Source organism: Chelatococcus asaccharovorans, from assembly GCF_003201475.1.
Taxonomy (GTDB): domain Bacteria; phylum Pseudomonadota; class Alphaproteobacteria; order Rhizobiales; family Beijerinckiaceae; genus Chelatococcus; species Chelatococcus asaccharovorans.
Map to the genome: position 1 here is coordinate 66,558 of NZ_QJJK01000005.1, position 13,453 is coordinate 80,010.

At 59.5% G+C, this 13,453-nt stretch carries 11 protein-coding genes and 2 pseudogenes; 7 read left to right on the plus strand and 6 right to left on the minus strand.

Annotation, left to right across the window (positions count from 1 at the left end; all coding sequences use genetic code 11):
• Nucleotides 1-4 precede the first annotated feature (4 nt).
• Nucleotides 5-1,651: a malonate decarboxylase subunit alpha gene (gene mdcA, locus C7450_RS12530; RefSeq protein ID WP_110374803.1), complete on the minus strand. Its 1,647-nt coding sequence runs from the start codon at nt 1,649-1,651 to the stop codon at nt 5-7.
• A 150-nt stretch (nt 1,652-1,801) separates the two neighbouring features.
• Nucleotides 1,802-2,176: an alpha/beta fold hydrolase gene (locus tag C7450_RS12535; RefSeq protein WP_245449668.1), complete on the minus strand. Its 375-nt coding sequence runs from the start codon at nt 2,174-2,176 to the stop codon at nt 1,802-1,804.
• Nucleotides 2,177-2,708: 532 nt separating this feature from the next.
• On the opposite strand from C7450_RS12535, the pseudogene C7450_RS35095 reads away from it, so the two are divergent.
• A pseudogene (locus C7450_RS35095) lies at nt 2,709-2,894 on the plus strand (RHS repeat-associated core domain-containing protein); the annotation flags it as partial.
• Between the two features lie 18 nt (nt 2,895-2,912).
• Here C7450_RS35095 and C7450_RS33940 read toward each other — a convergent pair.
• Nucleotides 2,913-3,245 (minus strand): hypothetical protein, encoded by a 333-nt coding sequence (locus C7450_RS33940; RefSeq protein WP_170147218.1) that lies wholly within the window; start codon nt 3,243-3,245, stop codon nt 2,913-2,915.
• 281 nt (nt 3,246-3,526) lie between these two features.
• On the minus strand, nt 3,527-4,741 hold the full coding sequence (locus tag C7450_RS12545; RefSeq protein ID WP_110374804.1) for an alpha-D-ribose 1-methylphosphonate 5-triphosphate diphosphatase: 1,215 nt from the start codon (nt 4,739-4,741) through the stop codon (nt 3,527-3,529).
• A gap of 249 nt (nt 4,742-4,990) precedes the next feature.
• On the opposite strand from C7450_RS12545, the gene C7450_RS12550 reads away from it, so the two are divergent.
• The 6 genes from C7450_RS12550 to C7450_RS12575 all read left to right on the plus strand — a co-directional run bounded on the left by C7450_RS12550 (nt 4,991) and on the right by C7450_RS12575 (nt 12,486).
• On the plus strand, nt 4,991-6,538 hold the full coding sequence (locus C7450_RS12550; protein ID WP_110374805.1) for an ABC transporter substrate-binding protein: 1,548 nt from the start codon (nt 4,991-4,993) through the stop codon (nt 6,536-6,538).
• A gap of 130 nt (nt 6,539-6,668) precedes the next feature.
• On the plus strand, nt 6,669-7,517 hold the full coding sequence (locus C7450_RS12555; RefSeq protein WP_170147229.1) for an ABC transporter permease: 849 nt from the start codon (nt 6,669-6,671) through the stop codon (nt 7,515-7,517).
• Entirely contained in the window at nt 7,514-8,356 is an 843-nt protein-coding gene (locus C7450_RS12560; RefSeq protein WP_110374807.1) for an ABC transporter permease, read from the plus strand. The genes C7450_RS12555 and C7450_RS12560 overlap by 4 nt, the downstream gene beginning before the upstream one ends.
• Before the next feature lie 3 nt (nt 8,357-8,359).
• Nucleotides 8,360-9,826, plus strand: a complete 1,467-nt coding sequence (locus C7450_RS12565) for an ABC transporter ATP-binding protein (protein ID WP_110374808.1) — start codon at nt 8,360-8,362, stop codon at nt 9,824-9,826.
• 135 nt (nt 9,827-9,961) lie between these two features.
• Nucleotides 9,962-11,107 (plus strand): NAD(P)/FAD-dependent oxidoreductase, encoded by a 1,146-nt coding sequence (locus C7450_RS12570; protein ID WP_110374809.1) that lies wholly within the window; start codon nt 9,962-9,964, stop codon nt 11,105-11,107.
• A gap of 188 nt (nt 11,108-11,295) precedes the next feature.
• The gene (locus C7450_RS12575) at nt 11,296-12,486 is read left to right on the plus strand and encodes an MFS transporter (protein ID WP_110374810.1); all 1,191 of its coding nucleotides are present in this window, start codon (nt 11,296-11,298) and stop codon (nt 12,484-12,486) included.
• Between the two features lie 167 nt (nt 12,487-12,653).
• On the opposite strand, the gene C7450_RS12585 is transcribed toward C7450_RS12575, so the two are convergent.
• Both C7450_RS12585 and C7450_RS35100 read right to left on the minus strand, forming a co-directional pair.
• The gene (locus C7450_RS12585) at nt 12,654-13,142 is read right to left on the minus strand and encodes a tyrosine-type recombinase/integrase (protein WP_342588511.1); all 489 of its coding nucleotides are present in this window, start codon (nt 13,140-13,142) and stop codon (nt 12,654-12,656) included.
• A gap of 45 nt (nt 13,143-13,187) precedes the next feature.
• Nucleotides 13,188-13,385, minus strand: a pseudogene (locus C7450_RS35100) (phage integrase central domain-containing protein); the annotation flags it as partial.
• Between the last annotated feature and the right edge of the window lie 68 nt (nt 13,386-13,453).

Sequence of the window (13,453 nt, forward strand, 5' to 3'; positions counted from 1 at the left end):
CCAATCACCAGTTGCGGAATTGCGACGGAGGCACGTAAAGGCCGCCCGACCAGCGGACGAGGTCCTTGATCGAGCGAGCCGCGAGCATGTTGCGATCAGCATCGAGCGGATCGATGCCGAGGTCTTCCGGACGACGGATAACCCCGCGCTCGCGCAAGCGCGCGACCTGCTTGGGGTCGCGGCGCCGTCCCACATCGGTGTAGCCCGCGATCCCGCGAATGGCCTGCTCGCGCTCGTCTGAGCTGCGGCAGAGCAACAAATTCGCGATTCCCTCTTCCGTGACGATATGGGTGACGTCATCGCCGTAAATCATCACCGGCGCCAGATCGAGCTTCAGCTTTTCCGCCAGTTCCAGCGCGTCGAGATTTTCGACAAACAGGGGCACGTTGTTTTCGCCAAAGGTTTCACCGATCTGCACCACCAGCTTGCGGCCACGCCGCAAGAGCGCGTTTCCCCCGGCGACCGCCTCTTGCCCTGCCGTCAGCCAGGCTTTGCTCGGATGCCGCCGGCCCCGTGCATCCGCACCCATGTTCGGTGCGCCGCCGAAGCCCGCTATGCGCGACGTCGTGACAGTCGACGAGTTTCCTTGCAGGTCAATCTGCAGCGTCGAGCCGATAAACATGTCACAGGCATAGAGCCCGGCGGTCTGGCAGAGGGCACGGTTCGAACGCAGGGAGCCGTCCGATCCCGTGAAGTAGATGTCGGACCGCGCGCGGATGTAGTCCTCCATTCCGACCTCGGACCCGAAGGAATGGATCTGCGTGACCCAACCGGATTCGATCGCCGGGATCAGGGCGGGGTGCGGATTGAGAGCGAAGCGGTTTGCGATCTTGCCCTTCAGGCCAAGCTTCTCACCGAAGGTCGGCAGCAAGAGCTCAATGGCCGCCGTGCTGAAGCCGATGCCGTGGTTCAGTCGTTCCACCCCATATGGCGCATAGATCCCCTTGATCGCCAACATGGCCGTCAGGATCTGCCCTTCGGTGATGGCGGCCGGATCGCGCGTAAACAGTGGCTCGACGAAGAAGGGCCTTTCGGTTGCGATGACGAAATGCACGCGGTCCGCCGGAATGTCGACGCGGGGAACCTGGTCGACGATCGCGTTGACCTGCGCGACGACGATCCCATCCTTGAAGGCCGTCGCCTCGACAACGGTCGGCGTGTCCTCGGTGTTTGGTCCGGTATAGAGATTACCATCCCGGTCGGCGCTCACGGCAGCGATCAATGCGACATTCGGGGTGAGATCGATAAAATACCGCGCGAAGAGCTCGAGATAAGTATGAACGGCTCCTAGCTCGATCTTGCCGCCAAACAGCATGGTTGCGATGCGGGCGGACTGCGGGCCAGAATAGGCATAGTCCAGCTTCTTCGCCACGCCCCGCTCGAAAAGGTCAAGATGCTCCGGCAGCACGACGCCTGACTGCACCATATGCAAATTGTTCACCTTGGCAGGATCCACGGCAAGCAGGGCCGCCGATAACAGGTCGGCCTGCTTCTGGTTATCGCCCTCAAGGCAGACCCGGTCTCCGGGTCGAAGGATCGCTTCAAGAAGCCGCGTCGCGTCACCGGCTTCGACCATTTTTCCCCGCGCTACCGCGGAACCCGCTCGGATGCGCCTGTCGCGCGCTTCTCTTTCAAGTTGCCAAGTCGCCATCACCTGCTCCTGTACGACGGACGAAAACGTGCATGGCCTCGCACCGGCGGCGCCCGCGTTCGCCGCTCATCGGGCACGTCTCATGCGGGCTGCGACGGGGCTTGCAGGGCGCAAGCACCGCCGACGCTTTCGAACGACCTCTGAAATCGCCTATTGTTCGAACGATCGCGCGGCCCTGGTGATCACTTCGGCAACTTCCTTCCGATGAGACACGTGGACCGAGTAGCTTGCGCCCGGGATTTCGAACGTCTTGCTCTTGGCCCGCGCGTAGTACCAACGCTCAAGATCTGGGTCGATGATCTGGTCTGCGCCGGCGACGATGCCCGAGCTCCGCTTCGTTCTCCAGGCCGCTGCGGCCAACGGGGTCTTGAAGACGCTTGATGCGGCGAGCACCTGCGAGCGAGAAGCGAAGACAGCCTGATCATGCGGTATGTCCGGCGCGAATAATTTCGGAAACTCCAGCGGGTCGAGATATGTATATCCATCCGGATTTACCTTTATCGCTCCTGGTGTTTTGCCGAGCACGCTCGGCGTCTTGGCCTATTATATTCGGCCGTTTGGCCCACATGCATAGGGTTGCTGTCGCCGTGGCCAGAATCGAGTTTTTGATTGTTAAAATTTGCAAAGAAGAGAATCGAAGCGGATAGTCCTGCTTTCCGCCCATCGGCCAGGTCAAATCGCCGGCTGCAGAACGAACGCGATTGGTCAGGTGATGTGGCGAAAACGACCGCAGCCGGCAATGAAGCTTTCGCACTGCCCGACACGGCCTTCCAAGAGACCGGGATTTAATCAAACGATCGTCAAAATTGGCTCGAGATCACCTCCTGGCGAGGCGGCCGCTGATGGCGGCCGCCAGTCGATGGACCATCGGCGCGATGGACCGTCGATGAACCCGGCATGCTTCAGTTTGCTCAGTGCCCCGGAACTATATCCGCCTCGCCAACGAGCGCCGAATTAAACAGTGCAAAATGTTGCAATGACTTCCTGCGGGCTCGGTTCCCGTCCCATCGACTCGGTCGACCGGCTGTGACGTGTCACCGACACCTCGGGCGCCGAGGTGCTCCACCGCACCTACGACCAGATCCCGATCACCACCTCGACCTTCAAGGAGGCCAAGGCCTTCATCGGCTCGCGCCAGGACACCGAGACCGGGCTCCTCTATCTCAACGCCCGCTTCTGTGATCCCGCCCTCGGGCGCTTCATCTCGCCGGATTGGCTGCTGCCCACCGACCCCGGCGTCGGGACCAACCGCTATGCTTACTCACAGAACGATCCGATCAATAAGAGCGATCCGAATGGGCATAATGTGGAAACCCTCGCAGGGGTAGGGCTGGGCGTGTGCGCCGTTGCCGCATGTGCGAGTGGGGGGTGTGCCCTTGCCGCAATCGTCGCCGTAGGTGGCCTTGCTGTGGCAGGCGGCATTTATGCGATATCTGCCAATCAAAGCGACAATACAGCGGGGATCCGGCAGCTGCGATGCAAGAACGAACGCGGCCGACCGCTTGTCTTCGACAAGATGCGCGCCCGCGTGGAAAGCCAGCCAGTCCTTGAGAATGGCGAACTCGGGCGCGACAAACGCGCTCGTTTCCAGCATCTCGATATCCGCCTGTGCCAGGACCCTCATCCAGCGCTGGCGCTGCGTGCTGTCCCTTGCAAGCAGTCCTTCGGCCTCGGCGACCTAGTGGTTCTGCTCCGACATTTGCATCCGCCCGATAGCACCCTCGGAGCAAATGTCGGAGTCAAGAAAACCACTAGCAAGTTATTGGTTCTAGTGGAGCTTTTGAATTTGGCATTTGATTTGGAGCATGATGTCAGGCGGGACTCAAATGTCAAATTCGCTCCACTAGGTCTCGCAACCGTTCTTCTCGGATTTCGTCAGTGCACCTGTACGCCGGCGCACCAAACCGACTCGACGACAGGCGTATTGTCGCGCAAGCCGACGCGAACAAGATCGGCCCGTTTTCCGGGCGCGATGGATCCGCGGTCAACGAAACCGATCGCTCGGGCCGGCATCACGGTCGCCATGGCCACGACCTTCCAGAGTGGAATTCCCTGCTCCGAAAGCCTGAAGACTGCCGCCAACATGCTTGAGGGAACATAGTCTGAGGCAAGAATATCAAGGAGTTCCTGCCTTGCTAGATCCGCGACCGACACATTTCCGGAATGCGAACCGCCCAAGACCACGTTGGGGGCGCCGCCAACCGTCAACATCCCGTGTCGATTGGCCTGCCGCGCAGCTTCAATCGTTGTCGGAAACTCGCTAATTCCAACACCATTAGCTGCCCCGGTCTCGACGTCGTCGGAGGTCGTGTCATCATGCGAGGCTAGAGGCAGGCTGCGCCGGCCAGCGAGTTCGAGTGCAAGCCTAAGATGGGAGGGACTGAACCGTGCTTGCACCGACACGAGCTCTGCCACGTGATCGGCAAATTCGGCGTCCGAAACCTTCATCTGCCGGTGCCGCCGATAGTTTTCAAGATTGCGCCACTGCCGCTGCCCGGGCGTGTGATCCATCAGACTGATGAGCCGCAGCCGCGCGTGATCGGCGACTTCCGGCAACAAGCGGCTCAAGCCTCGATCGGCGAGCTCGCAACGCGCGTGAATATAATGATCGGCCCGAAGCAGGCCGCGCCGGGTTCCCCTGTCGATTGCATCCGCTGACGCGGCGACCAACTCCCTGCGAGCGGGGCCAAGCTGATATTCGCCGAGCGCGATCGAATCCAGCACCGTCGTGATACCTGCTGAAATTAGCTGCCGGTCATGCTGGATCAGCGCCGCGAGTGAGTCTGGCCATTTGACCCCGGGCCGCGGCTTCAGGTGCTTTTCCAGATTGTCGGTATGGAGGTCGATCATTCCTGGCAGAAGGAAGTCGCCGTTGAGATCGACGCTCGCTGACAATGACGTCGTCGTCGCGACGTCAGCGATCAAACCATCGCGGACAAGAACCGTGCCGCTTAAGACCTCGTTCTCCAGCACAACACGCGCATTTCTAAGGACATACTCGGGAGGAGACTCCGCATCGGATCCGATGGTCACCGAAGCGTCCTCTGTCAGCCTGGAAAGGCCAGCCTTTCCCCACAACGGAATGCTCATGAATTATTCCCGCACATCCTTGAGGCCTGAAAATATATACAATCCTCTCTTTGGATCAGACGGATTATATACATAACTCTTCCTATGACATTCCTGCATTTCATCAGAATACTCAAGAATGTAATGTTCACTACGATGACAATCTTTTATGTAGTATTTATGACGCAATGAAAACTTACCCATATAAAAAACCTTCATGTAACTACGCTATCTCTCCTGCAGCACCCACAGATTGCCAAGAGAGACCGGATGCCCCCCCAACCAATTAAGCTGATGCTGATGGCTTGCCTGACCGTTGGCGCGTTAGCGACCGCTGCGGTCGCTCAAGAAGGACATACGCTCGAGATCGTCGATCGGAATGTGGTCGTCGATTTGAGCCCCTCCGCTTCCGGTGCGGTATCGCGACGTCTCGGCATTCTTGAGACGCTGATCGGCATCGGGCCCGATGGAAAACTGGTCGGCGTTCTGGCCACCTCGTGGAAGCCTTCCAACGACGGTCTCGTTTGGCGTTTGTCGCTGCGCGAGAATGTGGTCTTTCACGATGGCACGCCCTTTAGCGCCGCCGTCGCCGCGGAGGCACTGTCCCGAGGGCGCCGTGTCTCGGAAACGCTGTCAACCCTGCCAATCGTTTCCATCGAGCCGGACGGCGACACCACGCTCGTGATCGCGCTGTCAGAACCATACGGGCCGCTACCGGCGGTCCTCGTCGATTACTCCGCCGCCATTCTTGCGCCTTCCGCGTATACGGAGGACGGTAAGGTAAAGGCCCTTGTGGGTACAGGATATTTTCGGGCTACCAATATCGGCAAAGACGGTACGATCGATGCGCGGCGCTTCGAAAAATATTGGGGCCGCCGGCCAAGCATCGAGACCATTCGCTATAGTGGTGTCGAACTCCCCGAGACCCGCGCAAACATGGCAGCTGCGGGTGAGGCGCATCTTGCGTTCACACTCGATCCGCAGGTGAAACGGCGCATTTTGTCCACGAGACGGGCGGAAATCCTCGAAACTCCCGTCCCGCGCACGCGGATGGCGATTTTGAATTTCGCCGATCCGATATTAGGTGATCTGCGCGTCCGCAAGGCCCTCTCCCTGTCCGTCGATAGAACTGGCATTGCGAATACGATACTTCGTTTTCCCGCAGGCGCCGCCACCCAATTACTTGCCCCGGCATTCAGTGGATGGACAGCACGCAGTTTCGTGCCACTCGCCCAGGACGTCGAGCGGGCGAGGGCTCTACTTGAGGAGGCTGGCTGGACCAAAGGCGGCAACGGCGTCCGCGTCAAGAACGGGAAGCCGCTCCGGCTCGAAATCATAGCTCCGTCCTCGCGTCCCGAAATGCCCCCGATTGCAACAGCATTGCAGGATCAGTTTCGGGCTATTGGTGTGGATCTTGTTGTGCGCGTAGGTACCAATTCCAGCCTCCCCGATGCCGCCGCCGACGGATCCCTCCAATTGGCGCTCGTCGCCCGGAATTATGCGCAGACGGCTGACCCGGTCGTCACACTCCTCTCAGACTATGTTGCCAAATCCGCCTTCTGGGGAGGCGTGAACTACAACAATCATAAGCTTCGCGACGCGATCCAAACCTATGTTCGGAGCTCGGATGAGGCTGCCCTTTCCGAAATACGGCAAGAGATTGCAGGTATTCTCCAGGACGACGTGCCTGCGATCCCGATCGGATGGTTTGAGAGCATCGCCGCGGCTTCGACACAACTGAAGATCGGCACTGTCACGCTCGATCCTTTCCAGCTTAGCTACAATCTGGATAGGCTGGAATGGGCTAAAAACAACTGAAATTCATAAAACAATGCGGGGAATTTGAGCAATGTCTTTATTGCGATACGCCACCACGGCATTCTGCGTGGCTATTGCCGTTGCCACCCTATGCTTTGCAGCGTTGCAGGTCGTGCCCGGAGACCCGGCGATGCGTATCGCGGAGGCCAAGTTCGGGGCCGATGGGATGTCGTTCCGAACAGCAGATGAGTTGCGCGAAGCAGCTGGCCTCAATGAGCCGGTGATCCGGCAATACGCCAGTTGGATTGCCCGGACCCTGACGGGCGATTTTGGCGTCAGCCTTGTCAGCGGCCAGGCAGTCCTGCCACTGGTCGCGGAGCGACTTCAGCTCACCTTGCTTGTCGGCCTCGTCGGTATCGCCGTTACGATCATCATCAGCGTGCCACTGGGGGTGGCCGCAGGCCTTCGCCCCAATGGGTGGCTGGACCATTCCGTCTCGGCCCTGTCAACCCTGCTCGCATCCGCCCCGGCATTCCTTGTTGCCATTCTGCTGGTCTCCCTGTTTGCTGTAAATCTCCAGTGGCTACCAGTCGCCGGGTTACGATCACCTCAAGGTATTGTGCTCCCTGCATTGACTCTCGGTTTCATACATTGCCCGGAGTTGTCCCGAGTTGTGCGGAATTCGGTGGCGCGTACAGGACAATCGTTCTTTGTTACTTTTGCAAGACTCAAGGGCCGGAGTTGGTCCCGCATAGCGTTGGGACATGCCCTGAGACCTGCTCTCCTACCGGTTGTCGCCTACCTTGGCGTGCTAGTAACCGGCGTGGTCGAAGGTTTCGTCGTCATCGAGACGGTTTTCAACCTTCCCGGGATCGGCAAACTATTGGTCGATGCGCTTATCGCCCGAGACCTGCCTGTCGTGCTCGGGGCCGTCACAATAATCGGCCTCGGCATTGTCGCCGTGCATGCAATGACGGAGCTTCTCGCCAATCTCGTCGATCCGCGAACGGTCGACAGCCAGGCGAGCACGACGTCATGACAACCGGATCCTACATTGCCTTTCATGGAAAGCCGCAACTGCCCGCCAAATTCTGGCCTGGCGTTGGCATTGCCGTCATATTGGGCCTTATCGCAGCCCTGGGCCCAGTATTCATAGGTGACGAGAATGCGCAGAATCTTTCTCTCGCGTTTCAGGCTCCATCGCGATCCTACTGGCTAGGCACCGATCACCTGGGTCGTTCAGTCCTTGCTCGGGTCATCAAAGGAGCAGCCACTTCCCTCGGCCTTGCGGTCGTGGCCGTCGCGGCGACCGCGCTGGCAGGCACAGTCTTAGGTGCATTGTCGGCGTGGTGCCGGGGGTGGACGAACACCCTCATAATGGGATTGGCGAATACACTGCTGGCATGCCCAACTATTCTGTTTGTACTGTTGGTGGCGGGTCTTTTCGGAAACGGCACATGGAGTGTCCTGATCGGCATTTGCATCGCGAAATGGCCTGCCTTCGCGCGCCTTTCCTACATTGTTACACGCTCCGAACTCATTGCCGACCATGTTGAAGCCTCGCGCCTCCTTGGCTTCCGAACCCCTTATATTCTCGCCAAGCACATACTGCCCGGCGTCGCCCCTCAGATAACGTCAACGGCCGCACTGTCCCTCGCGAGCACCATTCTGACCATCTCGGCCGTAGGCTTTCTGGGCATCGGCATCGCCCCTCCGACTGCCGAATGGGGCGCCATGGTAGCTGACGCAATCGGCTATTTCCCCGACGCGCCATACGCAGTCTTTGGCCCGGCTTGCGCGATCTTCCTGGCGACCCTTTCCGCGACCCTGATCGGCGAGAGTCTGGCGAGCCCCACATCCACTTCAGGCAGGTCCTGATACATGACGCTGGCAATCGCAGACCTGTCCATCCGGAGCCGTGACGCGACAATCGTTGATCGCTTTTGCCTTGACGTTCCATCTGGTCAGATCACGGCAATCCTGGGCGAGACTGGCAGCGGCAAAAGCCTCATCGCGAATGCCGTCATGGGGCTGCTTCCCCCCGGACTGCACGCTTCCGGATCGATCCTCATGTGCGGCAAGACGATTGATGTAACCGACAGAAAAAGCCTTGAGGCTTGCTGGTGGCAACAGACGTTCCTCGTTCCTCAGGAACCCCATAGCGCGTTGTCACCGCTACTGTCCGCCCATGACCAGGTTGCGGAGTTGTCCAGCGACGGCAAACGACATGCCGAGGCACGCAAGGCGCTATGCCGCATGGGCCTGGCGCTCGATCACCATTGCAAGCGTCCCGATCAGTTGTCGGGGGGCATGGCTCAAAGGGTTCTTGCATCCATAGCAGCGCAGAGCGCCGCCCCTATTCTCGTCGCGGACGAACCAACGAAGGGCCTGGATCCGAGCCGCAGGCATGATGTTGGGCTTCTCCTGCAACAGCTGAGAAATGAGGGGCGCACTATCCTGATGGTGACGCACGATCTTGAGCTTGCGCATCAGATCGCGGACGTTGTTGTGTTCTTTCATAAGGGCCGTATCGTCGAAAAGGGCTCAGCCTCGGTGGTCCTGCGCGCGCCGCAGTCAAGCTATGGCCGTCGCTATGTCGAAAGCGATCCATCGCGGTGGGAGGAGAAACAGCCACTCGCCAGGAGAAGCCCATCCGTTGTCCGGACGCGCGCGCTTGCGGTAGGATACCCGGGTCAAACTTTGATTGCCGGCCTTGATCTCGACTTTTGCCAGGGAGAGATAGTTGCGCTGCTGGGGCCAAGCGGCATCGGCAAGAGCACGCTTGGACGGACATTGATCGGCCAGTCTCCTCCGCATGGCGGCAAGCTGGAATACTGGCTGGATGACGCCGGGCCAACGTCCCGTGCGGATCGCCGGGTCCAGAAGCTGCACCAGGATCCCACACGGGTATTTTCTCCCTGGCAGAGCATCGGCGCCTCGATGCGCGATCTCAATCGGCTCCCTGAAGGACAAGCGGCCACCAGAAAGCTCCCGGAGCTCATGGAGCGCTTCGGGCTTAGCCCGAAGTTGCTGGACCGGCGCCCCAGCGCCATCAGCGGAGGTGAGGCGCAACGTCTTGCGCTCTGCCGCATTCTGTGTCTACGCCCCAAGTTCATCATCGCTGATGAGCCGACCTCACGGCTCGACCCACCCGTGCAGGCAGACGTCATGACCTTACTGCGCCGGGTGGCAGACGAAGATGGCGTTTCGATCTTGCTGATCACCCACGACGCGAGGTTGGCAAGTGCGATCGCTGACAGATCCATCGGGCTCGTCACCACTGGTCATGGGCCCGCCCGGCCGAAATGGCTCAAAGGCGTGCCGGACCACGCATCGATTGCAGCATGACCCCGACGCTCACCTGTCGTGATCGCCCCACCCCTTGCCTCATTCTTTCAGCCGCATTCGCATCGATGGGCTTTTGTCGGCGTTGAGACACAATGGCCCTCATCCGGGCTGTGCAAGAAAACGTAGGAATTGATCATGAATACAGATAGATCGATCAAGCTTGCGGTGATCGGAGGCGGCATGATCGGGTCGGCGGCTGCACGCCATCTGTCCAAAATGGGACATGAGGTCGCCCTGATTGGCCCCAGTGAGCCGGCAGACTATTCAAGTCATCCCGGGGTCTTTGGCAGCCACTACGACGAAGGCCGCATCACGCGATGTTTCGATCTGGAGCCATTTTGGAGACAAGCGAATGCGGCTTCCATCTTGCGCTATGAAGATATTCTAAGAGAAAGCGGGGTAGAATTCTATCGAGAAGCCGGCGTTCTTCACATGGGCGCCGCCGCTAGCAAAGATGTTGCAGCTGTCGGCACAATCACCGCTGAGGCTGGGATTCTTTGTGAAGCCTATGAAGATATGGAGCTCGCGGCGAGGTTCCCGTTTCTGCGGTCAACGGAAGAAATGAAAGGCTTCTTCGAGCCACGAAACGCAGGATATATTAGCCCGCGCCGCTTGGTTCACGCGCAGAAGATCGCTGCGGAACGGGCCGGGGCTCGGGTAATCAACGAACTTGCCCTTGGGATATCGGAAAACGGCTCCGGTGTGACGATCCGGACGCGATCGGGGCCTGTCGAGGCCGAGCGCGTTCTCGTCGCGGGGGGCGGGCATACCCAATCATTACTGGGTCAGTCATTGGGTTTTACGGTCTTTGGGCGTACCGTAGCGATGTTTCAGCTTGGTGCGGCGGAAGTTCAGCGCTTGGCCGAGATGCCAGCGATGCGTTGCCTTGGCCCCAAGGGCAAAGATCCTTATATCCTACCGCCAATCCCTTATCCCGACGGCCACACCTGGCTGAAGCTCGGAAGCGACCCGGTTGATCTTCCGCTTGAAAACGAAGCGGATATCAAGAATTGGTTTCGCTCAGGTGGCTCAACGCAAGTTGCCGATGGGCTTCAGGAGCAACTCCTCGACCGAATTCGCGACCTCAATTTCGAAGAACGTCGTGTCGTGCCCTGCATGACGACCTTTGGCAACAATCGCCTGCCCTGCATCGGGCCGCTTTCGGAGCGCGTAGCCGTCGCATTCGGTTGCTACGGCAAGAGCGCAAAATGTTCGGACGAATTGGGTCGGCTAGGCGCCATGGCTCTGCTTGGCGAAGTCAGAGCGGAACTCGCACCTTGATGGCATCTTTTTCCAACAAGAAGTCCGCCCGGACAGCTGCGAGGGCAGGCTCAGCTGGCGCCCACCCGTCGATAACGAATTCGTCGAAGACGAAACGCCACCGTGTACGCCGCCACGCGACATCTCCCGTCCCTCCAACCACCTACACGCGATCACGCCGCGGATAGTCATTCCAGCGTTACCCCCCTATGTTGTTATCCTCCCCAACAATCCGTGCTGTAGCGGCCCTGTCGGTGACCCAGCTCATTGGTTGGGGGGCGACGTTCCTGTTACCGGCGGTCACAGGACTCGCCATGGCAAGCGAATTGGTCATGGCATTGCCCCTAGTTATGGCGGGACCAACCGTCATGCTTGTCGTCATGGCCATGGTGTCCTGGCCGTTGAGTTCACTCTTCGAGCACCATGGTGCGCGCCCGATTATGGCTTTGGGGTCACCCATAGGCGCGATGGGACTGCTGGTCATGGGCCTAGCTGAGGGGCCGCTGTCCTATTTCCTGTCTTGGATCATTCTTGGTCTAGCGGGCAGCAGCATGTTGACGACACCAGCGCAGATTGCAGTGACCGAGATCGCCGGCGACAAGGCGCGCCAGGCACTCGGCGTGCTGATCCTGGCTGGGGGACTAACATCAACCATCGTCTGGCCGCTCACTGGCCTTCTGCAGGCTCAATTGGGCTGGCGCACGACGACACTGCTCTATGCCTTCCTCATGCTGCTCGTCTGCACCCCATTGCATTGGATCACGCTCGCCCGCCGGTCCAGGAGAGCATCCGCTGTGCAGGAGGCAGATGAACTTGCCCCCATCGATCGGCCAAGATTCGTCCTGTTGGCCCTGAGTTTTGCCGCGAGCGGCTTCGTAACCTGGGGATTTGCCCTCACCATCATCATCCTGCTTGAGGCGACTGGTTTGGATCACGCCAGCGCGCTGGCGGCCGCGGCCTTCATCGGCATCGCCCAATGGGCAGGGCGGCTGATCGATTTCGTCGGTGGCCGACGCTATTCGGGCTTCATCATCGGCCTTGCCAGCAGCGCACTGTTTCCGCTGAGCTTCATGCCTCTTCTGCTGACCAGCAACTTTGCCGGCGCCGTGCTTTTCGCCACGCTATACGGTATTGCCAGCGGCATCAGCGCCGTCACCCGCGCCACGCTGCCGCTGCAGATTTTCCCTGCCGCTGCCTATGCCCGCGCATCGGCGCAGCTAGCGGTGCCGCTCAACCTCTCCTATGCCGCCGCGCCGCCGGCATTCGCCGCCATCTTGACGTCTGCCGGTCCCTACACCGCTCTATTGCTGGCCTTAGCGATCTCGATCTTTGCCTTCGGCACGCTTCTCAGCCTTTTGCTGCTACATCGCCGCGTGAAGCAAAAATTACAACAGAACTGAGTCTTGGATGTCGATTAACAAACGGTCCGATCTTGCTCATCGATAGGTCGCAGTGCCTCATTACCCTAGAGCATTTTCGCGTTTCTCCGAATCGCGAAAATGCTCCATGTCTTTGTTTTAGCGCATTTTCTTCACGCGAACCGGTGTCCACTTCGCTCGAAAATGCTCTAGGCGCGCCGGACGCTGTTCTCCTCGACATGGGCCGGCTGCCGTTCGATGGCAACGGGATGCCAGAATCTGCTCTCGTTGAGCATGGAACTGGCACGCGCGCGGAACCCGTGCGAGGTCATCTCATCCTTGGTGAAGCCCAAACGGCGTAGCGCCGCATTCAATGTGTTTTCCGACATGGGACGGAGGACCGAGCGGATCGAGGGGAAGACAAGGGTGCCAGGGCCGGTGAGCTGCTGCACGTCTTTCAGAATAGCGACCGCCTGCTTGGACAATGGCACCCGATGGGGACGGCGCATCTTCATCCGGGCTTCCAGAACGGTCCACAGCCCCTCGTCCAGCTTGAACGCGGACCAATGGGCCGCTCGCAACTCACCGGGCCGCGGAAAGAGCAGCGCCAAGAGCTTCAACGCGGCTGTCGTTGTGGCCTCGCCCTCATAGCCGTCGATTGCTCGCAGAAGCGCCCCAAAGGCCTTTGGCTCGGTCAAGGCGGCCCAGGATTTCCTCTGCGGTGCAGTTAGAGCACCGCGTAGCGCAAAGGTTGGATCCGTATCGGCACGCGCGGTGGCAGCAGCATAGCGGAACACGCCGCCAATGGTAGATCGCAGCCGCCTCGCGGTTTCATACCGTCCGCGCATTGCGACCCGCCGTAGGGTCTCGAGAATTTCGGGAGCGGTGATCTCGCGGAGTGGACGTCGGCACCGTGCACCGTCCAGGATCGTCCAAAAAATAAATGTGGTATGAAATGGCCGATAGTCGCCTTATCAATCCAAATTAATCAATAAAATAAAATGCTTAC

Excerpts from the sequence above, each read along its gene's own strand:
- C7450_RS12565 (WP_110374808.1), top strand. The coding sequence starts at position 8,360 with ATGACGCTGGCAATCGCAGACCTGTCCATCCGGAGCCGTGACGCGACA.
- C7450_RS12570 (WP_110374809.1), top strand. The coding sequence starts at position 9,962 with ATGAATACAGATAGATCGATCAAGCTTGCGGTGATCGGAGGCGGCATG.
- C7450_RS12555 (WP_170147229.1), top strand. The coding sequence starts at position 6,669 with ATGCGTATCGCGGAGGCCAAGTTCGGGGCCGATGGGATGTCGTTCCGA.
- mdcA (WP_110374803.1), bottom strand. The coding sequence starts at position 1,651 with ATGGCGACTTGGCAACTTGAAAGAGAAGCGCGCGACAGGCGCATCCGA.
- C7450_RS12575 (WP_110374810.1), top strand. The coding sequence starts at position 11,296 with ATGTTGTTATCCTCCCCAACAATCCGTGCTGTAGCGGCCCTGTCGGTG.
- C7450_RS12560 (WP_110374807.1), top strand. The coding sequence starts at position 7,514 with ATGACAACCGGATCCTACATTGCCTTTCATGGAAAGCCGCAACTGCCC.
- C7450_RS12545 (WP_110374804.1), bottom strand. The coding sequence starts at position 4,741 with ATGAGCATTCCGTTGTGGGGAAAGGCTGGCCTTTCCAGGCTGACAGAG.
- C7450_RS33940 (WP_170147218.1), bottom strand. The coding sequence starts at position 3,245 with ATGCTGGAAACGAGCGCGTTTGTCGCGCCCGAGTTCGCCATTCTCAAG.
- C7450_RS12550 (WP_110374805.1), top strand. The coding sequence starts at position 4,991 with ATGCCCCCCCAACCAATTAAGCTGATGCTGATGGCTTGCCTGACCGTT.